Raw genomic sequence first — 22,438 nt, forward strand, 5'->3', positions numbered from 1 at the left:
CCGAGCAGTGTAGACCGCTCCAAAGGCCGAACGGAAGTCCGGCGACCCGAGCCAGCTCGGTCCGCCGGAACGGACGCCGTCATGACCGAAGGGGACGGCCTCAGGCTGCCTGACGCTCCGTGTGGGCAGGACGCGTCGATGCGGGCGCGAGTTCGGGGAGCTCGTCACGGTGCGTGCAGCCGACGCCGCACTCGGCGCACGTGGCCCAGGCGTTCTCGCCCTGTTCGTCCGTGTCGATGACGACCGTTCGCAGGTCGCAGTCAGGGCACCAGCCGTCGTGGGTCATCACGCGCTCCTCGTCGTCTCGGGGCCACCGGACGTGGCTCGATACGGGCCATGAGACACCCGACCACCGACATCCGCGGGAGGGCGTCGGCGTGTCGCGCGGGCCCTCGATGTTCAATGAGCACGTGACCCTCACCGCCACCGTGCTCGCTTCGTGCCCCGCCGGCGCGCCCGTGAACTGCGAGGACGCCACCGACCCGATGGGCATGGTCATCGTGCTCATCGCCGTGCTCGCCGGGATCGCGCTGCTCACCGTGCTCGTGGTGCTCGGGCCGGACCCCCGCCGGCGCACCCGGGCACGGCGGCGCGACAAGCGCTGAGCGCGGCCGCCGAGCGCGGCCGCCGAGCGCGGCCGCCGAGCGCGGCCGCCGAGCGTTGAGCGCCGATCGCTACTCGCCCAGTGCCGCTTCGAGCCGCTCGAGCTTGCCGTCGATCTCGCCGGTGTGCCCTGGTCGGATGTCGGCCTTGAGCACGAGCGACACCCGCGTGCCGTAGGCGCCCACGGCGTCGGTGGCGCGCTTGACGACGTCCATGACCTCGTCCCACTCCCCCTCGAGTTCGGTGAACATCGACGACGTCCGGTTCGGCAGTCCGCTCTCGCGGACCACCCGCACGGCCGCGGCGACGGCATCGTGCACGGAGCCGTCCGCCTGTTCGGAGGGACCACCGGACGGAGCAACGGAGAAGGCGACGATCATGCGTCCATCCTGCCCGCGCCCCGCCCCATCCGCACCAGCTCGACCACGGTCCACGCCAGGATCGCCACCTCGAGCACGTTCCGCAGCGTCAGCACCACGAGCATCCACGGCTGCAGCGTGAGCACCTGGTCGTAGTACGCCGGGTAGATCAGCTGCGTCAGGACGGCGGTGGGCAGCGCGGCGATCGCGATCGGCACGAACCGGCGCACACTCGGCGTCCCGGCGGCGAGCCCCCACACGATCGGCACGGCGAGCCACCCGATGTACTGCGGCGACCCGACCTTGTTGGTGGCGATGAGCGCGGCGACGAACAGCAGCGCGAGGACCGGAGCGAGCTCGGCTCGACGAGCACCACGGCGTGCGGCCCACAGCGCGAGCACGACACCGGCGACGACCACGAGGGCCATCAGCGGCGTCGAGACCGCGGCAGCGGCGTGCGTGCCGGCACCGGAGACCTCGAACGTCAGAATCTGCTGGTTGTAGAACACGGCAGCACCAGGAGCCCCGAACGCCGCCGCCCACATGAACGGCGTCGCGAGCGGTGACTCGATCTGCAACGCCCGGCCGGTCTGCTCCCCGATGAACGACAGCAGGTACGGCGCTCCGCCCCAGAGCACGTCGACGAGCACGATGAGCGCGCTGAGCACGAGCGCACCGGCGAGCACACCGCGGCGGTGCCCCTTGCGCAGGAGCAGCAGCACGGCGACGAGGGCGGCCGGCCAGACCTTCGTCCAGGCACCGGCGGTGAACAGCGCCGAAGCGACCGCCGGCCGCGAGGCGACGAACGCCACCCCGACCAGGGCGAACACCGTGGCGACGGTGTCGATGCGGCCGAGCGCGATCGGCCCGAGCGCGAGCAGGAAGACGAGCCACCACCACACGACCCGCACGCCACGCGCCGACGAGCTGCCCGCACGCGAGCCGAACGCGCCACGCGCCCGGAACCGCCACAGGAACGCGCACGCCACGGCGTCGAGCAGCACCATCAGCAGCAGCCACCCGGAGCCGATCGACGCGATCCCACCGAGTGCCGCGGCGGCCATCGGCACGATCGCCAGGATCGGGTAGACCCACTCGCCGTCGATCCCGACCCAGAAGTCCGCGCTCCGCCCGGTCTCGATCCACCGGCTGTACGTGATCGTCACGTCGCCGAGCGGCAGGTTCGCCGAGACCACGGTCAGCCACCACAGCGCCGCGTGCACGGCGGCGAACGCCAGGACGAACCCGACGCGTTCGATCCACGGGTTCCCGGTCCTGCGCACCGGACGAGCGTACCGGCAGCGGGCGTACCGGCAGCGGGCGTACCGGCAGCGAGCACACCGCAGCGAGCACACCCGAACCTGCTGAGAATCCCAGGCTCTCCCAACCATGACGTGTCACCGTCTTGCTCGTGACCACCGAACCCCCGCGCAAGCGCCGCAAGGCCGTCATCTGGATCTCCGTCATCGCCGCCGTCGTCGTGCTCAGCGTCATCGGGGCGATCGTCGCGACGAACGTCTACACGAGCAACGAGAACGCGAAGGCGTCCGCGGCGCCGTCCGTGGCCGCCAGCCGCGAGGCCTCCACCCTCGACGACGCGGACCTGTCCGGCAACTGGACGGTCGGCGGTGACTCCGAGGCCGGCTACCGCCTGCACGAGGTCCTGAACGGCTCCGACGTCACCGTCACCGGCCGCACCGACAGCGTCTCCGGCAGCGCCACCGTCGACGGCACGAGCATCACGAAGGCGACCATCACCGTGCAGGTCGCCGACATCGCCACCGACTCCGACCAGCGCGACTCGTACTTCCGCGACTCCGCGATGGACACGTCGGCCTTCCCCGAGGCCACGTTCGAACTGACCGAGCCGATCGCCGACGCGGTCCCGAGCGGCTCGGACACGACGACGGTCACCGCTGCCGGCAAGCTCACGCTGCACGGCGTCACGAAGGACGTCACCGCCGACCTGCAGGTCGGCCTGAACGGCGACGGCGTCGACATCTCCGGCTCGATCCCGGTCACCTTCTCGGACTACGACGTGCAGGCGCCGAGCTTCGGCTTCGTGAAGGTCGACGACTCCGGCACGGTCGAGTTCCTGGTGCACGCGACCCCCGCGAGCTGACGTCCGCGACGCGCGTCACGCCCGTGACGTGCGCGACAGGCGGACGGGAGGCCCGGTGCCAGCTGGCACCGGGCCTCCCGTCCGTCCCCGCTCGCGTCCCGGGCCGCGCCCCCTCGCGCATGCGTGCGCATGTTGCGACCTTCCACCCGTCGATCCGGTGGTGTTTCGTCGCAACATGCGCACGAACCCGTTGCGTGCGCATCTTTCGACGGAACACGCGTCGATCACCTCGTGCATCGTCGGAAGATGCATGCGCACCGAACGCTACCCGCGCGCGTCGCCGTCCACGACCAGGTCCCGTACGACCCCGGGCAGCTCGCCGATGAGCCCGGTCATCGGGAACGGCCCGCCACCGGACGCCCGCCGCGCCGCGAGCCCGTGCACCACCGCAGCCGACGCGGCCAGGTGCGCGAGGTCCGACGGCGTCAGCGACGACCCCGCAGCCTCGACGGAACCCTGCCGCGACGCCACGAGCGCGCCGAGCACCCCGCCGAGCACGTCCCCGGCACCGGCCGCCGCGAGCCACGGCGTCGCCGACGACGCCACCAACCGGACCGATCCGTCGGGCGTGACCACGTGCGTGCGCTCGCCCTTGAGCAGCACGACGCTGTCGGTCTGCTCGGCGGCACGGAGCGCTGCTGCGGCGGGATCCTGCTCGATCGACTCGCGGGAGACCCCGAGCAACGACGCGAGCTCCCCCGCGTGCGGGGTCAGGACGGCGAGCGGCCCGAGGTCGACGAGCGGGATCGCACCGGCATCGACCACGACCGGGACGCCGTCGTCCGAAGCGTGTGTGAAGGCCGAGGCGGTCGTGTCGTCCAGGTCACCGAGCGACGACGCCGAGATGCCCGAGCCGACGAGCCAGGCCTGCACCCGACCGACGCCGGCGACGGACTCGGGGCGACGCGCCAGGACGTGGTCCGACGCCCGCGACGGCCCGACGTACCGGACCATGCCGACGCCGGTGTGGACCGCGGCGTCGACCCCGAGCACCGCGGCACCCGGGTACTGGTCGGAGCCGGTCGCGATGCCGAGCACCCCACGGCGGTACTTGGTGGACTCCCCCGTCGGCGCGGTGACCCACGCGGCGGCATCGGACGGCTGGACGGGCACGAAGTCGTTCACCGGCCCCACGTTACGGTGGAGCGCATGAGCCTGTTCCTGCCTGGTCGCGTGGTGGTCTTCGACTACGGCGAGGTGATCAGCCGGACGCCGCACGCGTCGCGCGATGCCCTCGTCGAGCTCACCGGGGTACCGGCCGACGAGCTGTTCCCCGTCTACCAGGAGCTCCGCCACGACCTGGACCGCGGCGATCTGTCCGTCGTGGCGTACTGGCGGGCCATCGGCGAGCGCGTCGGGCGGACCTGGAGCATCACGGACATCCACCGGTTCTGGGCCGTCGACTTCACGGGCTGGTTCGAGGTCGAGCCGGAGACCCTGGCGATCGTCGAGGAGCTGCACGACGCGGGGACCCGGGTGGCGCTGCTGTCGAACGCCGGCTTCGACTTCGGTGACCCGTACCGACGCTCCCCGATGGGCTCGCTGTTCGAGACGGTGGTGGTGAGCGCCGAGGAGCACGTCCTGAAGCCCGCCGCATCCATCTACCGCGACACGTGCGCGCGTCTGGGAATCGAGCCGCAGCAGATGGTGTTCGTGGACAACAGGGCCGAGAACGCCACCGGCGCGGAAGCGATCGGGGCGGTCGGCCACCACTACACGTCGTCGGCGTCACTGCGGTCGTTCCTGACGGAACTCGCGGCCGAGCCGGCGCCCGTCCCCTGAGGAGTCCCGCGTGACGCACGCCCTGTTCGAGCCGATCACCATCCGCGACCTGACGGTCCGCAACCGCATCTGGGTCTCCCCGATGTGCCAGTACTCGGCCGAGGAGCAGGACGGCGTGCCGACCGCGTGGCACCTCGTCCACCTGGGCGGCTTCGCCAAGGGCGGTGCCGGTGCGGTCGTCGTCGAGGCCACCGGCGTGGTGCCGGAGGGTCGGATCAGCCCGCAGGACCTCGGGCTCTGGAACGACCAGCAGCGCGATGCCTTCAAGCCGATCGTCGACTTCCTGCACGCGCAGGGCGCTGCCGCCGGTGTCCAGCTCGCACACGCCGGCCGCAAGGCGTCGACGTTCCGCCCGTGGGAGTCCACGCACGGTTCGGTCCCCGCCGACCAGGGCGGCTGGTCCACCGTCGCCCCGTCCGCCGTGGCCTTCGACGGCTACGCGGTCCCGCGCGAGCTGGAGACCGAGGACATCCGGGTCGTCGCACTGGCGTTCGCGCAGTCCGCTCGCCGCGCCGTCGAGGCCGGGTTCGACCTGGTCGAGATCCACGCCGCCCACGGGTACCTGCTGCACCAGTTCCTCTCGCCGCTGAGCAACCACCGCACCGACCAGTACGGCGGATCGCTCGAGAACCGTGCCCGGGCGCTGCTCGAGGTCGTCGACGCCGTCCGTGCCGAGGTCGGCGAGGGCTTCCCGATCGTCGTGCGGTTCTCTGCGACCGACTGGGTGGACGGCGGGGTCACGCTCGACGAGACGACGCAGGTCGCCCGCTGGGCCGCCGAGCACGGTGCCGATCTGGCCGACGTCTCGACCGGCGGCAACGTCGCGAGCGCACCGATCCCGGTCGGCCCGGGCTACCAGGTGCCGCACGCCGCAGCGATCAAGCGCGACGCCGGCATCGGCACCATCGCGGTCGGCATGATCTCCGAGGGCTTCCAGGCCGAGCAGATCGTCGCGACCGGCCAGGCCGACGTGGTGATGGTGGGCCGCGAGTTCCTGCGCGACCCGGGCTTCCCGCTGCGCGTGGCCGTCGAGCTCGGCGTGACCGTCGACTACGAGCCGCAGCAGTACCACCGCGCCCGCGTCACCGCGTAGACGCGAGCCCTTCCTGAACGGATTCACGGCTCCGGGCCTCGGCAGGCAGTACGATTGGCAGCACTGTGGACGATCCCCCGAATAGTTCTTCGCCTCACTCATCCGCCGCTCACTCGGTGAGCTGCACGTCATCCCCGTGCGCGGACGGGGGTGAATCATGAGTCCGATCGACATCGTCATGCTCGTCGGCGGCATCCTGTTGACACTCGGCACCGGCGTCTTCGTCGCGTCCGAGTTCGCGCTGGTCAACCTCGATCGCGCCGACGTCGAAGCGCGTCGCGACCGCGGTGAGCCGGGCCTGGCACCCGTCATCGGGGCGTTGAAGGTCACCTCGACGCACCTGTCGAGTGCGCAGCTCGGCATCACGCTGACCACGCTGCTCACCGGCTACCTGCTCGAGCCGTCCATCGCGAAGCTGCTCGAGGCGCCATTCCTGGCGATGAACCTGCCCGAGGGCATCGTCGAGACCGTCGGATCGATCATCGCGCTCGTCATCGCGATCCTGCTGTCGATGATCCTCGGCGAGCTCGTGCCGAAGAACTTCGCGCTCGCGCTCCCGCTGCAGACCGCGAAGCTCGTCGTGCCGTTGCAGATCGCCTTCACGACGGTGTTCAAGCCGGCGGTCGCGGTGCTCAACGGCACCGCGAACGCCGTGCTCCGGTCGATCGGGATCGAGCCGCAAGAGGAACTCTCCGGTGCTCGCAGCGCCGAGGAGCTCACCTCGCTGCTCCGCCGTTCGGCGTCCGAGGGGTCGCTCGAGCAGGACACCGCGACGCTCCTCGAGCGGACGATCTCGTTCTCGGAGCTCAGCGCCAGCGACGTCATGACGCCGCGCCCGCGGCTCTCCACCATCCGGGTGTCCGAGTCCGCACAGGACGTCATCGCCCTCGCCCGCAAGACCGGCTTCAGCCGCTTCCCCGTCATCGAGGAGGACGCGGACGACGTCGTCGGCATCGTGCACGTCAAGCAGGCCGTCGCCGTCCCCCGCGAGAAGCGCCCGGAGGTCCCCGTCGGGGCACTCATGACCGACGCCGAACGCGTGCCCGAGACGATGCCGGGCGACACCCTGCTCGCCGAGGTCCGCGGCCGCGGCTACCAGATGGTCATCGTGGTCGACGAGTACGGCGGCACCGCCGGGGTCGTCACGCTCGAGGACCTCATCGAGGAGATCGTCGGCGAGGTCTCCGACGAGCACGACCGCGCGCGCATCGACGTGGTCCGCTCCCGCGACTGGTTGACCTTCCCCGGTCTCCTGCGTCCCGACGAGCTCGAGGACCGCGCGGGCGTGAAGGTGCCGGAGGACGGCCCGTACGAGACCGTCGGCGGCTTCCTCATGTCGACGCTCGGCCGCCTGCCCGTGGTCGGTGACGAGGTCCCGCTCGACGGCGGCGTCTTCCGGGTCGAACGCCTGGACGGCCGCCGGATCGACCGCATCCGCTGGACCCCGACGCCCCCGCCGACGGACACCGCGGCGACCGCCATCATCATCCCCGCCACGAAGACCGCGAAGCGGTCCGAGACGAAGGAGACCACCCGATGAGCTCCGACTGGTGGGGCATCTTCTGGCTCTTCGTGCTGCTGCTCGGCAACGCGTACTTCGTCGCCGCCGAGTTCGCCGTCATCTCCGCCCGCCGCTCCCAGATCGAACCGCGCGCAGAAGAGGGCTCGAAGGCCGCGCAGATGACCCTGTGGGCGATGGAGCACGCCACCCGCATGCTCGCGACCACGCAGCTCGGCATCACGGTCTGCTCGCTGCTCATCCTGAACGTCTCCGAGCCGGCGATCCACCACCTGCTCGAGGTCCCGCTGCACCTGACGGGCTGGAGCGTCGAGGTCATCGGCACCGTGGCGTTCGTGATCACGCTGCTGCTCGTCTCGTTCCTGCACGTGGTGTTCGGCGAGATGGTCCCGAAGAACATCTCGTTCTCGATGCCGGACCGTGCAGCGCTGCTGCTCGTGCCGACGCTCTGGTACATCGGCCACGGCCTGCACTGGGTCATCGTCGGTCTGAACGAGGTCGCGAACGCCGTGCTGCGGCTGTTCCGCGTCGAGCCCAAGGACGAAGCCGTCAGCGCCTTCACGGTGGAGGAGGTGCAGACGATCGTGGAGCAGTCGCGCCGCGAGGGCACCCTGACCGACGACGGCAAGCTCGCCCTGGCGTTCGAGTTCACCGAGAAGAAGGTCCGCGACGTCGCCGTGCCGATGGCCGAGCTCGTCACCCTGCCCGAGGACGCCACCCCGGCGGACGTCGAGCGTGCGGTGGCGCAGCGCGGGTTCTCGCGGTACGTGCTCGTCGGCGAGGACGGCTCCCCCACGGGCTACGTGCACGTGAAGGACGTCATCGACCTGCGGCCGGACGAGTTCGACGACCCGGTGCCGCCGAAGCGCATCCGCCAGCTCATCTCGCTCTACACGGAGATGGACCTGGAGGACGCCTTGGCCACCATGCGGGCCGCGGGCCGCCACGTCGCGCGGGCGTTCGACGCCGACGGCCGGACGCTCGGCGTGCTCTTCCTCGAGGACATCCTCGAGGAGCTCGTCGGCGAGGTCGAGGACGCGACCCGACGCCGGTAGACGCGAGAACAGACGGACGGGAGGCACGGTGCCAGCTGGCACCGTGCCTCCCGTCCGTTCGTGGTCGCGACCAGGGCCGCGCCCGCCTGCGCGCGCTACCAGCTGACGGGGAGCGGCTTGCCCTCTTCGTAACCGGCGGCGGACTGGATGCCGACCAGAGCGCGCTCGGAGAACTCGGCGAGCGACGCGGCGCCCGCGTAGGTGGCCGAGCTGCGGACGCCCGTGGTGATCATGTCGAGCAGGTCCTCGACGCTCGGGCGCTCCGGGTCGAGGTAGATCGTCGACGACGAGATCCCCTCGGCGAAGAGCTCCTTGCGGGCCCGCTCGTACGGGTCGAGCCGCTCGAAGCGCTCGCGGACGGCCTTGGCGGACGCCATCCCCCAGCTCTCCTTGTAGGCCTTGCCGGCGGCGTCGCGACGGAGCACGCCCGGCGCTTCGAGGGTGCCGGCGAACCACGAGCCGATCATCACGGCCGAGGCGCCGGCCGCCAGTGCGAGGGCGACGTCGCGCGGGTAGCGGACCCCGCCGTCGGCCCACACGTGCGCGCCGAGGGACCGGGCGGCGGCGGCGGTCTCGAGCACGGCGGAGAACTGCGGCCGACCGACGGCGGTCATCATGCGCGTGGTGCACATGGCGCCGGGTCCGACACCGACCTTGATGATGTCCGCGCCCGCGTCGACGAGGTGGGCCACGGCATCGGCGGTGACGACGTTGCCGGCGACGAGCGGGATGCCGAGCCGCAGTCCGGCGACGGTGCGGAGCGCGCGGAGCATGCCCTCCTGGTGTCCGTGGGCGGTGTCGAGCACGAGCACGTCGACCCCGGCGGCGGCGAGGGCCCGCGCCTTGGACGCCACGTCGCCGTTGATGCCGATCGCGGCTGCGACGCGCAGGCGGCCGGAGGCGTCGACGGCCGGCGTGTAGATGTCCGAGCGGATGGCGCTGGTCCGGCTCGTGGTGCCGACGACCTTGCCGTGCCGCACGACGGGCGCGAAGTCGACCTCGGCACCGCTCAGCACGTCGTAGACGTGGCGGGGCGTGCCGGCGTCCTCGGCGTCGATCGCGGTCGAGGCGCCGTGCAGCAGGTCGCCGAGCGTCGCGTCGGGACCGGCGTCGCCGAGTCTGCTGGCGGGGACGCACCCGAGGTACTCCCCGGCGGCGTCGCGGACCACCACGCCCCGACCGGCGACGGGCAGCAGCTGCTCGAGTGCCTCGGCGACGGTGGTGGACGAGCCCATGTCGTAGGCGGTGTCGTAGTCGACCGGCTGGTCCTTCACCCAGCGGATCGCGGCGTCGAGGTCCTGCAGGTGCATGTCCTGCGGCAGGACGCCGAGGCCCCCGCGCCGGGCCAGGGTCGCGGCGAGGCGCGGACCCGTGACCGAGTTCATGTTGGCGCTGACGATCGGGATCGTCGCACCGCTGCCGTCGTTCGACGCGAGGTCGACGTCGAAGCGGCTCGTCACGCCGGAACGGCTCGGGACGAGGAAGACGTCGGAGTAGGTCAGGTCGTGTGTCGGCCGCGTCTCGTAGAACCTCATGGGCCCCACTGTACGGCTCCGCCCGGGGGCCGGACCGGGCCCCGACTCGCGCCGCGGCTGACACCGAACGGACATGTGCGAGCGGCTAGGCTTGGCACCTGTGCGGGGCAGGGTTGCACCGCACGACACACACGAGCATCTATCGACGGAGAGTGGGCGATCGGCTGTGTCGAGCCATCTGACCGGAACGGACGAGACCGCGGGCGAATTCGGGGCGAACGAGTGGCTCGTCGACGAGCTCTACGAGCAGTTCGTCGCGGACAAGGAGTCGGTCGACAAGTCCTGGTGGCCGGTCCTCGAGAGCTACCACCGCACGCAGGTCGGCGGCGCTCCGGCAGCCGACACCACCGCCCCTGACACCGCCGCTGCTGCGCCCGCTGCCGCGGCGGGAACGTCCGCTCCGACCGAGGGCGCGTCCGCTCCGGCCGGCGGTCCGATCCAGGCGAAGACCACGTCGCGTCAGCCGTCGCCGCAGCCGATCCCGGCCGAGGCCAACGACGCCGCCGACGACCACGAGGAGACCCACGAGGACGTGGCGACCCCGCTCCGGGGCATGGCGAAGACCCTGGCGTCGAACATGGACGCCTCGCTCACGGTCCCCACGGCCACGAGCGTCCGGACGATCCCGGCGAAGCTGATGATCGACAACCGGATCGTCATCAACAACCACCTGCGCCGTGCCCGCGGCGGCAAGATCTCCTTCACGCACCTCATCGGGTGGGCGATGGTGCAGGCACTCAAGGACTTCCCGAGCCAGAACGTGTTCTACGAAGAGCGCGACGGCAAGCCGTTCGTCGTCGCCCCGGCGCACGTGGGCCTCGGCATCGCGATCGACGTCCCGAAGAAGGACGGCACCCGGTCGCTCCTCGTGCCGAGCATCAAGCGCGCGGAGACCCTGACCTTCGGCCAGTTCCTGTCGGCGTACGAGGACCTGGTCAAGCGGGCCCGCGACAACAAGCTCACGCCGGCCGACTTCCAGGGCACCACGATCTCGCTCACGAACCCGGGCGGCATCGGCACCGTGCACTCGGTCCCCCGCTTGACGAAGGGGCAGGGCGCCATCATCGGTGCCGGTGCCCTCGAGTACCCGGCGCAGTTCCAGGGCTCGGCGTCGAAGACCCTGGTCGAGCTCGGCATCGGCAAGACCATCACGCTGACCAGCACCTACGACCACCGCGTCATCCAGGGCGCCGGTTCGGGCGAGTACCTCAAGCACGTGCACGAGCGCCTCATCGGCGAGCACGGCTTCTACGACGGCATCTTCGCGGCGCTCCGGATCCCGTACAAGCCGATCCAGTGGGCGAACGACATCAACGTCGACCTGGCGCACCGGGTCAACAAGACCGCTCGCGTGCAGGAGCTCATCAACAGCTACCGCGTCCGCGGGCACCTGATGGCCGACATCGACCCGCTCGAGTACCGCCAGCGCACGCACCCCGACCTCGAGATCGAGAGCCACGGGCTGACGTTCTGGGACCTCGACCGCGAGTTCGTCACCGGCGGGCTGGCCGGCACGACGAGTGCTCCGCTGCGCGACGTCCTCGGGATCCTGCGCGACGCCTACTGCCGGACGGTCGGCATCGAGTACATGCACATCCAGGACCCGGAGCAGCGCCGCTGGGTGCAGGAACGCATCGAGGTCCCCTACTCGAAGCCGTCGAAGGACGAACAGCTGCGCGTCCTCGGCAAGCTCAACGAGGCCGAGGCGTTCGAGACCTTCCTGCAGACCAAGTACGTCGGACAGAAGCGCTTCTCGCTCGAGGGCGGCGAGTCCACCATCGCCTTCCTCGACACGCTCATCCAGCACGCCGCCGGTGTCGGCCTGGCCGAGGTCGCGATCGGCATGGCCCACCGCGGTCGCCTGAACGTCCTGACGAACATCGCCGGCAAGACGTACGGCCAGATCTTCCGTGAGTTCGAGGGCTCGTCCCTGCCAGGCTCGGTGTCCGGTCAAGGTTCCGGCGACGTGAAGTACCACGTCGGCACGGAGGGGCTGTTCCGCACCTCGGACGGCTCGAGCATCCCCGTGACGATCGCGGCGAACCCGTCCCACCTCGAGGCCGTCGACGGCGTGCTCGAGGGCATCGTCCGCGCCAAGCAGGACAAACAGGGCCCCGGTTCGACCAACGTCCTGCCGGTGCTCGTGCACGGCGACGCGGCGATGGCGGGTCAGGGCGTGGTCGTCGAGACGCTGCAGATGTCGCAGCTCCGCGGCTACCGCACGGGCGGCACCGTGCACCTGGTCATCAACAACCAGGTCGGGTTCACCACCCCGCCCGAGTCGGCGCGCAGCTCGGTGTACTCCACCGACGTCGCGAAGACGATCCAGGCGCCGATCTTCCACGTGAACGGCGACGACCCCGAGGCCGTCGCACGCGTCGCCGACCTGGCGTTCGCGTACCGCGAGGCGTTCCACCGTGACGTCGTCATCGACCTCATCTGCTACCGCCGCCGCGGGCACAACGAGGGCGACGACCCCTCGATGACCCAGCCGCTCATGTACAACCTGATCGAGGCGAAGCGCTCCGTCCGCACGCTGTACACCGAAGCCCTCGTCGGCCGCGGGGACATCACGCAGGAAGAGTACGACGAGGCGCACCGCGACTTCCAGGACCGCCTGGAGCGGGCCTTCGCCGAGACGCACGAGGCGCAGACCGGCACCATCCCGGTGATCCAGGTCGACGACGACGGCGCCGTGCAGGGGCTCGAACGCCCGGCGGCGCAGCAGGACGACTCCGAGGTCGAGGTCCGCGAGACCGCAGTGTCCGAAGAGCTCGTCCGCTCCATCGGTGACGCACACAGCAACCCGCCCGCCGGCTTCTCGATCCACCCGAAGCTGCAGCAGCTGCTGTCGAAGCGCACCGACATGACGCGCAACGGCGGCGTGGACTGGGCGATGGCCGAGCTCATGGCGATCGGTTCGCTGCTGGTGGAGGGCAAGCCCGTCCGGTTCGCCGGCCAGGACGCCCGCCGCGGCACCTTCGTCCAGCGCCAGGCGGTGTTCCACGACCGGTCGAACGGCCAGGAGTGGCTGCCGCTGTCGAACCTCACCGAGGACCAGGCCCGGTTCACCATCTACGACTCGCTGCTCAGCGAGTACGCGGCGATGGCGTTCGAGTACGGCTACTCGGTCGAGCGGCCCGAGGCACTCGTGCTGTGGGAGGCGCAGTTCGGCGACTTCGCCAACGGCGCCCAGACCGTCATCGACGAGTTCATCTCGTCCGCCGAGCAGAAGTGGGGGCAGCGCTCCGGCCTCGTCCTGCTGTTGCCGCACGGCTACGAGGGCCAGGGACCCGACCACTCGTCCGCCCGCATCGAGCGCTACCTGCAGCTGTGCGCCGAGGACAACATGGTCGTCGCCCGCCCGTCGACCCCGGCGTCGTACTTCCACCTGCTGCGTCGTCAGGCGTGGGAGCGTCCGCAGAAGCCGCTGATCGTGTTCTCCCCGAAGGCCATGCTCCGCCTGCGCCAGGCGACGAGCGCGGTCGAGGCCTTCACGAACGGCACCTTCGAGGAAGTCATCGACGACGACCGCGTGGCCGACAAGGGGGCGGTGCGTCGCGTGGTCCTGCACTCCGGCAAGGTGCACCACGACCTGCGCGCCGAGGTGGACAAGCGCGGGGTCACCGACGTCGCCCTCGTCCGGCTCGAGCAGCTCGCGCCGCTCCCCCTCGAGCGCATCCTCGACGTGCTGGCGGGCTACCCGGACGCCGACGTCGTGTGGGCGCAGGAGGAGCCGGAGAACCAGGGCGCCTGGCCGTTCGTCTGCATGAACCTGTCGCCGCACCTCGACGGTCGACCGCTGTCGGTCGCCGCCCGTGCCGCGAGTGCCGCGCCGGCCACCGGTTCGTCGAAGCGCTCCGCACAGGAAGCCACCGAGGTCATCGAGAAGGCCCTCGGCTAGACCCTCGTCCAGAACCCCGACGCGGGTGTGCGCTACGCGATCTTCGTGTAGCGCACACCCGCGTCGTGGTATCCGCGCTTCTGGTAGAACCGGTGCGCGCTGTCCGTCGCGGCCGCACTGACGGCGCTCAGGCGACGCGCGCCCTGCTCGACGGCCCACGCTTCGAAGGTGCCGATGAGCGCCGAACCGGTGCCGAGCCTCCTGGCGGTGTCGTCGACCACCAACAGCAGGAGCTGCGCCGTCGGCTCGTCGCTCGCGTACGCCCACGTGACCTGCGCGCCGGCGACGGCGACCGGCCGTCCGTCGTCCCCACGCACCACCCAGGTGCGGTGTCCGGCCTCGGGCGTGAGCCGTTCGAGGCGTGCGCGCATCGCCGCGTCGTCGACCTCGTGGCCGAGCAGGCGGACGAGGGCAGCGACGTCGGAGACGTCCGTGTCGGACCAGGTGGTGATCGACTCGACGAGGAGGGTCATGCTGGCGACCCTACCCGGGCACTGCGACGTGTTGCGACGGAGTTTCCAAGCGCCTGATATTCATATATCCTGCTGTCATATCACCCGCCGGGTGATTCCGACCGACAGGACAGCCATGCACATCACCTCCCGCCACGGCCGCACCGCCGCCTGGATCGCCTTCCCCCTCGCCGTCGTCGCGAGCGGGGCACTCATCGCCACGGCCTCGTACGCCGCGTTCTCCGACACGACCGACAACGCCGCGAACAGCTGGCGCACCGGTGCCGTCGCACTGACTGACGATGACCTGGGCGCCGCGATGTTCGACGTCGGCGACCTCGTCCCCGGGTCGTCCGGCACGAACTGCATCACCGTCACCGCCGAGACCACGACCCCTCCACCGTCAAGTTCTACGTCGACGAGCAGACCGACGCCGACTCGCTCGGCCGGTACCTCGACGTACAGGTGGAGCGCGGGTCCCTCGCGACCGCCGGTGACTGCAGCTCCTTCGCCGCCGGCTCCACCGTCCACGACGGCACCCTCGCCGACCTCGCCGCGCACGACTCGTTCGGCACCGGCCTCGACGCGTGGGAGCCCGCCACCGGGACCACGGACGCCACGTACCGGATCAGCTACACCCTCGCCGACGACGCCCCGAACACCGTGCAGTCGTCCGAGGCCGGCACGACGTTCGTCTGGGAAGCGCAGACCGACTGACCGTCCCGCCCCGCCCAGTGACCGCCACCGACCACGAGGAGCAGCCGATGCCGAAGCGCACCCGTGCCCGACCCTGCGCCGGGGACGCCCCGCGGCTGCTCCTCGCGATCGCCGCGCGGACGGTGTTGTGGTCCGTGCTGCTGCTCGCCGCCTGGGCTGCCCTGCCCGCGGCGTTCGGCTGGCACGTCACCACGGTGGCGTCGGACTCGATGGCGCCCGGCATCCGCGCCGGTGACGTCGTGGCAGCGATGCCCGTCGACGCCGAGGCCGTCACGCCCGGGCAGGTCCTGCTCGTCGACGACCCCGACCACGACGACCGCCTCCGGCTGCACCGACTCGAGCGCATCGAGCACGACGGGTCGCTCCGGCTCCGGGGCGACGCCAACGCCGAGGCCGACCGGACCCCTGTCGCCCCGACGGCCGTCCACGGTGTCGGCGTCCTCCGCTTCCCCGGCATCGGCCTGCCCACGGTGTGGATCCGGTCCGGAGCGTGGACCTCGGTGGCGCTCACAGCCGCCGTCGCCGCGGTCCTCGCCGTCCTGGCACGCGCAGACCGGGACATCGTGGCCGGCCAGCCGTGCCGACGGTGCGGGACGCCACGGTGGGACCTGCACGCGCGAGCGCTGACCCCGGCCGGTGCGGTGCGACCGTCTCAGGACTCGTTGCCGATCGTCGTCGCCCTGGCTGTCTCGACGATCATGCTCAGCACCATGGCATCGGCGGGGTTCAGCAGCAGCACGAGCTCTGCAGCGTCACTCCGGAGCCAGACGTTCGGGTGCTTCCACGACCCCGCGCCCGGTGCAGTGCTCGCGTGGGACTTCGCCGACAAGGGCGACCGGCTCGTCACCGACTCGAGCGGGGCCGGTGCCGACGGGCAGTTCGTCGGCGACGGGACCCGGACGATCGGGAGCTGCGCGGACAACCCCCACGCGGCGTTCGGGGTCACCGGCAGCGCGGAGACCTGGGCCGTCACCGACACCGCCGTGAGCGCCCCGAACGCCTTCACGATCGAGGTGTGGTTCCGGACCACCGACACCGGCGGCGGTCGCCTGTTCGGGTTCGGATCCGACCGGAACGCCGCGTCGACGCACCGTGACCGGCACCTCTACATCGACAGCAGCGGTCGCCTCCGCTTCGGCGTCGAGGGGTCGGGTACCCAGTTCAAGTTCACCGTGGGATCGTCCGCGGCCGTCACCGACGGGGACTGGCACCACGCGGTCGCGACCTTCCAGCCGCGGTCGATGACCCTCTGGCTCGACGGCGTACAGCAGGGCACCCGGGCCGATGCCGCGTCGCTCCGACAGTACGACGGGCACTGGCGAGCAGGGCGGCAGACCCTTGCCGGCTGGCCCGATGCGGGCGACTACGCGTACACCGGCGACGTCGACACGGTCCGTGTCCACGCCGCCGTGCTGGACGCAGCGACGATCGCAGCGCACCACGCCGCAGGACGGTGAGACGCGGCCGGTCGCGGACCGCCACGACCACGCCGATCGATCAGTGCGTCGACTGCTCCAGCCGGATGCGCGCGAGGATCTCGCCACGCAGTTCTTCCGGAGCGGTCTCCTTGCACGCGCGGCGCACGGTCTCGATCAGGACGACGCCGACGCGGTGTTCGGTCGTGCAGTCCTCGCAGTCGTCCATGTGCTCACGGATGTCCGCCGCGTCCTCGCGGCAGAGCTCCCCGTGCAGGAACTCCTCGAGCTCGGCCTTCGCCTTGGAGCAGTCGCAGCCGCTCATCGTGCTTCCTTCCCATCGACGCGACCCTCGGTCGCGGCAGTCTTCCGGCCTCGTCCGCGCATCGTCGCCGTCGACGCTGCGTCCGGGACGATGCCGGTCTCACGGGCGTGGTCCGCCAGGAGCCCCCGGAGGAGCCGGCGACCACGGTGCAGACGGCTCATGACCGTCCCCACGGGGGTCTTCATGATGTCGGCGATCTCCTGGTACGAGAAGCCCTCGACATCGGCGAAGTACACGGCCATCCGGAAGTCCTCGGGGATGGCCTGCAGGGCGTCCTTGACGGCAGAGGACGGCAGGTGGTCGATCGCGTCGGCCTCGGCCGAGCGTGCGGAGATCGACTGGGTGACGCTCTCGGCGCCGCCGAGCTGCCAGTCCTCGAGCTCGTCGATGGTGCCCTGGTACGGGTTCCGCTGGTTCTTGCGGTACGTGTTGATGAAGGTGTTCGTCAGGATCCGGTACAGCCAGGCCTTCAGGTTCGTGCCCTGCTTGAACTGCCGGAACGCGGCGAACGCCTTGACGAAGGTCTCCTGCACCAGGTCCGAGGCGTCGGCCGGGTTGCGGGTCATCCGCATCGCCGCGCCGTACAGCTGGTCCATGAAGGGCAGCGCCTGGGTCTCGAAGAGCGCCCGGAGTTCGTCGGCCGGCACGGTCTTGGCGTCGACAAACGACGCCTCTTCTTCCGCCTCGACCGCGTCGAGCTGCTCCTCGGTCTCCTCGACCAGGTCGTGCGGTGCCGCCTGCGGCTCGTCGGTCGTCATCGCGGGCCAGTCTAGAGCGAGCGACGTGGACACGCCGGGCAGGCGCGTCCGCGAGGGTGCGAGTGCTGTCGCCAAGGGTCCTCCCGATCGTTTCAGTAGTCTTGTGAACCGATGGCAGACACGACGCATTCCCAGAGCGGTGCACAGGCCGCCGCGGACCCGGCCCCCTGGATCGCCCCGCTCGCGCGCGGTCCCCTGCGCGGCGACGTCGCGCTGCCCGGCTCGAAGTCGCTGACGAACCGCGAGCTCGTGCTCGCCGCCCTCGCCGACGGCCCCTCCGTCATCCGCCTGCCGCTGCACTCGCGCGACTCGGCGCTCATGATCGCGGCGCTCCGGCAGCTCGGCGTCGGGATCGACGAGGTCGAGCCGGCACCGGGCGAGCAGCCGAACCCCTACGGGCCCGACCTCCGGATCACTCCGGCCCCGATGCACGGCGATGTCCGCGTCGACTGCGGCCTCGCTGGCACCGTGATGCGGTTCCTGCCGCCGTTGGCCGCCCTGGCGGTCGGCCCGGTCGTCGTCGACGGCGACCCCTACGCCCGCAAGCGTCCGATGCACGCGATCATCCGGGCGCTCGTCGACCTGGGCGTCGACGTCACCGACGACGGCGACGGCTCGATGCCGTTCGCGTTCACCGGCACCGGTTCGGTGCGCGGTGGTGCCCTGTCGATCGATGCGTCGGCCTCGTCGCAGTTCGTCTCGGGCCTGCTGCTCTCCGCACCGCGCTTCGACGAGGGCCTGCACCTCACCCACGTCGGGGAGCGCCTGCCGAGCCTGCCGCACATCGAGATGACCGTCGCCGCGCTCCGTGCCCGCGGCGTGACCGTCGACGAACCCGCGGTCGGCGAGTGGGTCGTCCACCCCGGTCCGATCGCCGCGCGCGACGTCACGGTCGAGCCCGACCTGTCGAACGCCGCGCCGTTCGCGGTCGCCGCGCTCGTCGCCGGCGGCACCGTCCGCATCCGCACCTGGCCGCGCGAGACCACGCAGGTCGGCGCCGACCTCGAGACGCTCCTGCCCCTGTGGGGCGCGACCGTGGCCCGGGACGGCGACGACCTGCTCGTCGACGGCGGCGTCGGGATCCGGGGCGGGGCCTCCTTGCCGGGTCTCGACCTGGACCTCAGCCGCGGCGGCGAACTCGCACCGGCGCTCGTCGCGCTGGCCGCGCTGGCCGGCGGGCCGACCGAGATCACCGGGATCGGCCACCTGCGTGGGCACGAGACGGATCGTCTCGCCGCGCTCGCGGCGGACGTGAACCGGTCGGGAGGCGCGGTGCACGAACTCGACGACGGCCTGCGGATCGAGCCTGCCGCGCTCCACGGCGGCGACTGGGCCGCGTACGACGACCACCGGATGGCGACGGCCGGCGCCGTCGTGGGCCTCGTCGTCGACGGCGTCGCCGTCGACGACATCGGGTGCACGGCGAAGACGCTGCCGCAGTTCCCCGAACTGTGGGCGGCGTTGGTGGAGTCCTCCGGCGCGGTCGACCCGGCTCCGAGCGGGGTCTGAGCGCATGAGCTGGTGGGACGACGTCGACGGTGACGACTCCGACGCGGACGAGCCGTACGGACAGTACGACGAGTCGAGCGTGCGGGTGCGTCCGAACCCGAAGGGCAACCGGCCCCGCACGAAGACCCGGCCGACGTACGACGACGCGCCCGTGGGGTGGGTCACGAACGTCGACCGTGGGCGGTTCGGCGTGCTGGTGGGGACGGAGTCCGGCTCCGATCCCGGATCCGAGCACGTCATCACGGCGACGAAGGCGCGCGAGCTCGGCAAGAAGTCGGTCGTCACCGGCGACCACGTGTCGCTCGTCGGCGACGTCTCCGGCGACCCCGGATCACTGGCGCGCATCGTGAAGGTCGCCGAGCGCACCACGCTGCTCCGCCGCAGCGCCGACGACTCCGACGAGGTCGAGCGCGTCATCGTGGCGAACGCCGACCAGATGCTCATCGTCGTGGCGGCCGCCGACCCCGAGCCTCGCACCCGGCTCATCGACCGCTACCTGGTCGCCGCGTTCGACGCCGGGCTCGACCCGATCCTCTGCATCACGAAGACCGACCTCGCCGACCCGGCCCCGTTCCTGGCGCACTTCGCCTGCCTCGACCTGCGGATCGTGACGAGCCGGTCCGACGACGTCCCGTTCGAGGCCCTGCACGACCTGCTCGACGACAAGGTCACCGTGACCGTGGGGCACTCCGGTGTCGGCAAGTCGACGCTCGTGAACGCCCTGACCGGGTCGACGCGGGCGATCGGCGTCGTGAACTCGGTGACCGGGCGCGGGCGGCACACTTCGTCGTCGTCGATCGCGCTGCGGGTGCGGGACGGCGGCTGGATCATCGACACCCCCGGCGTGCGGTCGTTCGGCCTCGGGCACGTCGACCCGGCGAACGTCTTCCGCGCGTTCGCCTCGCACGCGATCCCGGTGCGGCCCGCGCGGGACGACATCCCGTTGGCGCAGGCGCACGACTGGGAGATCGTCGACCGGGTGCAGGACGGCGAGCTCGGCGCCACCGGTGTCGAACGGCTCGACTCGTTCCGCGCACTCCTGACGGGCATGGGCGCCTCCGACCCCGGCCTCGAGTAGCCCGGCGCGCGCGTCGCGCCCGTCGCCGCACCCCGTCGCACCCGTCCAGGTTCCGAAATCTGCACATCTCGGCGGCAGATCGGGCCGTTCGTGGAACCTCGATGGACAGCGCGCGGCATGTTGTGGAACCTCGGCGGAGGGCGCTCGGGCGAGGCTGCGTCCCACCCACCCAGCACGCGTCGACAAGTGTGCAGCGGTGTTGTACAGTGAACCCTCGTGTCTGAAGTTGCAAAGTACAACTTTGCGCCGACCCCCGCCGTCGACGCCCCGTCCTCGAGCACGACAACGACGTCGCACGCGCACCACTCCCCCACCCACAAGTCCCCACGAGCACCGCGACCGCAGCGCACCGACAGCGTCCTGCGGCCCGCCGGCCTCGGACGCGTGCTCCTGACCTTCGCCACGCACATCCTCGTGCCGCTCTTCCTCGCCGCCGGGATGGGCCTCGCCTACCTCGGCGCCTTCCACGCCCCCGCACCGAAGGAACTGCCGGTCGGCATCGTCGGGCAGGCCGCTGCCACCCAGGTCTTCGCGCAGACCGTCACCGACGAGTCCGACGGCGCCCTCGTCGCCCACGTCGTCGCGTCGACCAAGGACGCCGAGCGGCAGATCCGCGACCGCGACCTGGCCGCCGTCTACGCCCCGACCACCACAGGCGCGACGCTCTACGTGTCGACCGCGGCATCGGAGACGACCGCGAGCGCCGCGCAGAAGGTCTTCCTGCCGATCGCCTACGAGCAGCACGTGCCGTTCCGCGTCGTCGACGTCGTCCCCACGGGCGAACAGGACAGCACCGGCCAGGGGCTGTTCTTCCTGCTCGTCGCACTGAGCGTCGGCGGCTACGCATCGGCCATCGCCGTGGCGTCCGTCGCGACGAAGCTCCGCGCGGTGTGGACCGCGGTGGTCGGGCTCGCCACCGCCGGGGTCGTCGCCGGCATCGGGATCATCGTCGCCGGGCCGATCTACGGCGTCATCACCACGCACCACTGGCAGGTGTTCCTGTTCGCCTGGCTCTACGACGCGATCATCGTCGCGATCGGGGTCGGCCTGCACCCGGTCCTCGGGCGGTGGACCACGCCCGTGCTCACCATGCTGTTCGTGATGCTCAACTTCACGTCGTCGGGCGGCATCTTCCAGGCGTCGTTCGTCCCCGGGTTCTTCTCCGCGCTCCACTCCTTCTGGAGCGGCGCAGCGTGGCTGCAGGCGGCTCAGGACCTGCAGTACTTCCCGGACGCCTCGCTCGGCCGGTCGTCCCTGGTGCTCGCGCTCTGGCTCGCCGCGGCCGTCCTGCTCTGCGTGGTCGTGCACGGCCTCGTCGCCCGCCGCACCCGCATCGCCCGCGAGCGCGAGGTCACCCGCCTCGAAGAGGAAGAGGTCGTCGCCGCGTAGCCCCGCTACGCTCGACCCGTGGACCTCAGCGCCGACCTGGACTTCGCCCGCTCGCTCGCCGACATCGCCGACACGATCAGCCTCGAGCGGTTCCGCGCCGCCGACCTGCACGTCTCGAAGAAGGCCGACAGCACGCACGTGACCGACGCCGACCAGGCCGTCGAACACGCCCTGCGTGAGCGGATCGCGACGGAACGGCCCGACGACGCGTTCCTCGGCGAGGAGACCACGGCGGACACCGGCGCCGAAGCGACGAGCGAGGGCCACCGTCAGTGGGTCGTCGACCCGATCGACGGCACCGCGAACTACCTGCGCGGCGTGCCGGTGTGGGCGACGCTCATCGCCCTGGCGGTCGACGGCCGCCCCGTGCTCGGCGTCGTGAGCGCCCCGGCGCTCGGCAAGCGCTGGTGGGCGGCCGAGGGGCTCGGCGCACACTCGTTCGACGGCGAGCTGCGCGTCTCCGGTGTCGCTGACCTGTCCGACGCGAGCCTGAGCTACAACAGCATCCAGCAGTGGGACGACGACGACCGGCTCGAGTCCCTCGTCGACCTGTCCCGCAAGGTCTGGCGGACGCGCGCCTACGGCGACATGTGGTCGTACATGCTGGTCGCCGAGGGGGTCATCGACATCGCGGGCGAACCCGACCTGAAGCCGTGGGACATCGCAGCCCTCGTGCCCATCGTGGAAGAGGCCGGCGGGCGCTTCAGTTCGCTCGACGGCGACCCCGGGGCCTGGCACGGCAGTGCACTCGCGACGAACGGCCTGGTGCACGACGCCGTCGTCGAGGTCATCCGCCGCTAGCGCGACGCAGAACGACACCGTC

21 protein-coding genes are annotated in these 22,438 nt (G+C 71.3%); 13 read left to right on the plus strand and 8 right to left on the minus strand.

Going from position 1 to position 22,438, the window contains the following annotated elements; translation table 11 throughout:
• Nucleotides 1-410 precede the first annotated feature (410 nt).
• Nucleotides 411-605 carry a hypothetical protein gene (locus DEJ14_RS11030; protein WP_111086413.1) on the plus strand — a complete coding sequence of 65 codons (195 nt, stop codon included), beginning with the start codon at nucleotides 411-413 and terminating at the stop codon, nucleotides 603-605.
• Nucleotides 606-674: 69 nt separating this feature from the next.
• On the opposite strand, the gene DEJ14_RS11035 is transcribed toward DEJ14_RS11030, so the two are convergent.
• A complete protein-coding gene (locus DEJ14_RS11035; RefSeq protein WP_111086414.1) occupies nucleotides 675-983 on the minus strand; it encodes a thiamine-binding protein in 309 nt (102 codons plus the stop codon).
• The gene (locus tag DEJ14_RS11040) at nucleotides 980-2,245 is read right to left on the minus strand and encodes a glycosyltransferase 87 family protein (protein ID WP_181437629.1); all 1,266 of its coding nucleotides are present in this window, start codon (nucleotides 2,243-2,245) and stop codon (nucleotides 980-982) included. The genes DEJ14_RS11035 and DEJ14_RS11040 overlap by 4 nt, the downstream gene beginning before the upstream one ends.
• A gap of 128 nt (nucleotides 2,246-2,373) precedes the next feature.
• Here DEJ14_RS11040 and DEJ14_RS11045 point away from each other — a divergent pair, with 128 nt between their 5' ends.
• Entirely contained in the window at nucleotides 2,374-3,084 is a 711-nt protein-coding gene (locus DEJ14_RS11045; RefSeq protein WP_181437630.1) for a YceI family protein, read from the plus strand.
• 264 nt (nucleotides 3,085-3,348) lie between these two features.
• Here DEJ14_RS11045 and DEJ14_RS11050 read toward each other — a convergent pair whose 3' ends face one another.
• Entirely contained in the window at nucleotides 3,349-4,209 is an 861-nt protein-coding gene (locus DEJ14_RS11050; RefSeq protein ID WP_111086416.1) for an ADP-dependent NAD(P)H-hydrate dehydratase, read from the minus strand.
• 24 nt (nucleotides 4,210-4,233) lie between these two features.
• Here DEJ14_RS11050 and DEJ14_RS11055 point away from each other — a divergent pair, with 24 nt between their 5' ends.
• The 4 genes from DEJ14_RS11055 (at nucleotide 4,234) to DEJ14_RS11070 (ending at nucleotide 8,533) form a co-directional block, all read left to right on the plus strand.
• Nucleotides 4,234-4,866, plus strand: coding sequence for an HAD family hydrolase (locus tag DEJ14_RS11055; RefSeq protein ID WP_111086417.1), 633 nt, complete (start codon nucleotides 4,234-4,236; stop codon nucleotides 4,864-4,866).
• 10 nt (nucleotides 4,867-4,876) lie between these two features.
• On the plus strand, nucleotides 4,877-5,959 hold the full coding sequence (locus DEJ14_RS11060; RefSeq protein WP_111086418.1) for an NADH:flavin oxidoreductase/NADH oxidase: 1,083 nt from the start codon (nucleotides 4,877-4,879) through the stop codon (nucleotides 5,957-5,959).
• 157 nt (nucleotides 5,960-6,116) lie between these two features.
• Nucleotides 6,117-7,499 carry a hemolysin family protein gene (locus DEJ14_RS11065; RefSeq protein WP_111086419.1) on the plus strand — a complete coding sequence of 461 codons (1,383 nt, stop codon included), beginning with the start codon at nucleotides 6,117-6,119 and terminating at the stop codon, nucleotides 7,497-7,499.
• The gene (locus tag DEJ14_RS11070; RefSeq protein ID WP_111086420.1) at nucleotides 7,496-8,533 is read left to right on the plus strand and encodes a hemolysin family protein; all 1,038 of its coding nucleotides are present in this window, start codon (nucleotides 7,496-7,498) and stop codon (nucleotides 8,531-8,533) included. Before DEJ14_RS11065 ends, DEJ14_RS11070 begins: the two co-directional genes overlap by 4 nt.
• Before the next feature lie 95 nt (nucleotides 8,534-8,628).
• Here the strand turns inward: DEJ14_RS11070 and guaB1 are convergent, their stop codons facing one another.
• Complete coding sequence (gene guaB1, locus DEJ14_RS11075; RefSeq protein WP_111086421.1) at nucleotides 8,629-10,068, minus strand: GMP reductase; 1,440 nt, start codon at nucleotides 10,066-10,068, stop codon at nucleotides 8,629-8,631.
• A 166-nt stretch (nucleotides 10,069-10,234) separates the two neighbouring features.
• Between guaB1 and DEJ14_RS11080 the strand changes: the two genes are divergently transcribed.
• On the plus strand, nucleotides 10,235-13,972 hold the full coding sequence (locus DEJ14_RS11080; RefSeq protein WP_181437631.1) for a multifunctional oxoglutarate decarboxylase/oxoglutarate dehydrogenase thiamine pyrophosphate-binding subunit/dihydrolipoyllysine-residue succinyltransferase subunit: 3,738 nt from the start codon (nucleotides 10,235-10,237) through the stop codon (nucleotides 13,970-13,972).
• 32 nt (nucleotides 13,973-14,004) lie between these two features.
• Here DEJ14_RS11080 and DEJ14_RS11085 read toward each other — a convergent pair whose 3' ends face one another.
• Both DEJ14_RS11085 and DEJ14_RS11090 read right to left on the minus strand, forming a co-directional pair.
• Nucleotides 14,005-14,445 carry a GNAT family N-acetyltransferase gene (locus DEJ14_RS11085; protein ID WP_111086422.1) on the minus strand — a complete coding sequence of 147 codons (441 nt, stop codon included), beginning with the start codon at nucleotides 14,443-14,445 and terminating at the stop codon, nucleotides 14,005-14,007.
• 75 nt (nucleotides 14,446-14,520) lie between these two features.
• Nucleotides 14,521-14,814: a hypothetical protein gene (locus DEJ14_RS11090; protein ID WP_111086423.1), complete on the minus strand. Its 294-nt coding sequence runs from the start codon at nucleotides 14,812-14,814 to the stop codon at nucleotides 14,521-14,523.
• A 75-nt stretch (nucleotides 14,815-14,889) separates the two neighbouring features.
• On the opposite strand from DEJ14_RS11090, the gene DEJ14_RS11095 reads away from it, so the two are divergent.
• Together DEJ14_RS11095 and DEJ14_RS11100 are read left to right on the plus strand one after the other, a co-directional pair.
• Nucleotides 14,890-15,141 (plus strand): hypothetical protein, encoded by a 252-nt coding sequence (locus DEJ14_RS11095; RefSeq protein WP_111086424.1) that lies wholly within the window; start codon nucleotides 14,890-14,892, stop codon nucleotides 15,139-15,141.
• Nucleotides 15,142-15,158: 17 nt separating this feature from the next.
• Nucleotides 15,159-16,598 carry a LamG-like jellyroll fold domain-containing protein gene (locus DEJ14_RS11100; protein ID WP_111086425.1) on the plus strand — a complete coding sequence of 480 codons (1,440 nt, stop codon included), beginning with the start codon at nucleotides 15,159-15,161 and terminating at the stop codon, nucleotides 16,596-16,598.
• Between the two features lie 40 nt (nucleotides 16,599-16,638).
• On the opposite strand, the gene DEJ14_RS11105 is transcribed toward DEJ14_RS11100, so the two are convergent.
• Together DEJ14_RS11105 and DEJ14_RS11110 are read right to left on the minus strand one after the other, a co-directional pair.
• Entirely contained in the window at nucleotides 16,639-16,881 is a 243-nt protein-coding gene (locus tag DEJ14_RS11105; RefSeq protein ID WP_111086426.1) for a zf-HC2 domain-containing protein, read from the minus strand.
• Nucleotides 16,878-17,639: a sigma-70 family RNA polymerase sigma factor gene (locus DEJ14_RS11110; protein WP_111086427.1), complete on the minus strand. Its 762-nt coding sequence runs from the start codon at nucleotides 17,637-17,639 to the stop codon at nucleotides 16,878-16,880. The genes DEJ14_RS11105 and DEJ14_RS11110 overlap by 4 nt, the downstream gene beginning before the upstream one ends.
• Before the next feature lie 111 nt (nucleotides 17,640-17,750).
• Between DEJ14_RS11110 and aroA the strand changes: the two genes are divergently transcribed.
• From aroA to hisN, 4 genes are all read left to right on the plus strand, one after another.
• Nucleotides 17,751-19,148: a 3-phosphoshikimate 1-carboxyvinyltransferase gene (gene aroA, locus DEJ14_RS11115; RefSeq protein WP_111086428.1), complete on the plus strand. Its 1,398-nt coding sequence runs from the start codon at nucleotides 17,751-17,753 to the stop codon at nucleotides 19,146-19,148.
• A 4-nt stretch (nucleotides 19,149-19,152) separates the two neighbouring features.
• Nucleotides 19,153-20,226, plus strand: coding sequence for a ribosome small subunit-dependent GTPase A (gene rsgA, locus DEJ14_RS11120; RefSeq protein ID WP_111086429.1), 1,074 nt, complete (start codon nucleotides 19,153-19,155; stop codon nucleotides 20,224-20,226).
• Between the two features lie 216 nt (nucleotides 20,227-20,442).
• Nucleotides 20,443-21,615, plus strand: coding sequence for an ABC transporter permease (locus tag DEJ14_RS11125; protein WP_146249818.1), 1,173 nt, complete (start codon nucleotides 20,443-20,445; stop codon nucleotides 21,613-21,615).
• Between the two features lie 18 nt (nucleotides 21,616-21,633).
• A complete protein-coding gene (hisN, locus tag DEJ14_RS11130; RefSeq protein ID WP_111086431.1) occupies nucleotides 21,634-22,416 on the plus strand; it encodes a histidinol-phosphatase in 783 nt (260 codons plus the stop codon).
• The last annotated feature ends 22 nt before the right edge of the window (nucleotides 22,417-22,438 follow it).

The organism is Curtobacterium sp. MCJR17_020 (assembly GCF_003234365.2).
Lineage (GTDB): Bacteria > Actinomycetota > Actinomycetes > Actinomycetales > Microbacteriaceae > Curtobacterium.

Coding starts and splice junctions, on each gene's coding strand:
- DEJ14_RS11110 (WP_111086427.1), bottom strand. CDS start 17,639: ATGACGACCGACGAGCCGCAGGCGGCACCGCACGACCTGGTCGAGGAG.
- rsgA (WP_111086429.1), top strand. CDS start 19,153: ATGAGCTGGTGGGACGACGTCGACGGTGACGACTCCGACGCGGACGAG.
- DEJ14_RS11065 (WP_111086419.1), top strand. CDS start 6,117: ATGAGTCCGATCGACATCGTCATGCTCGTCGGCGGCATCCTGTTGACA.
- DEJ14_RS11055 (WP_111086417.1), top strand. CDS start 4,234: ATGAGCCTGTTCCTGCCTGGTCGCGTGGTGGTCTTCGACTACGGCGAG.
- DEJ14_RS11105 (WP_111086426.1), bottom strand. CDS start 16,881: ATGAGCGGCTGCGACTGCTCCAAGGCGAAGGCCGAGCTCGAGGAGTTC.
- guaB1 (WP_111086421.1), bottom strand. CDS start 10,068: ATGAGGTTCTACGAGACGCGGCCGACACACGACCTGACCTACTCCGAC.
- DEJ14_RS11035 (WP_111086414.1), bottom strand. CDS start 983: ATGATCGTCGCCTTCTCCGTTGCTCCGTCCGGTGGTCCCTCCGAACAG.
- aroA (WP_111086428.1), top strand. CDS start 17,751: ATGGCAGACACGACGCATTCCCAGAGCGGTGCACAGGCCGCCGCGGAC.
- DEJ14_RS11070 (WP_111086420.1), top strand. CDS start 7,496: ATGAGCTCCGACTGGTGGGGCATCTTCTGGCTCTTCGTGCTGCTGCTC.
- DEJ14_RS11085 (WP_111086422.1), bottom strand. CDS start 14,445: ATGACCCTCCTCGTCGAGTCGATCACCACCTGGTCCGACACGGACGTC.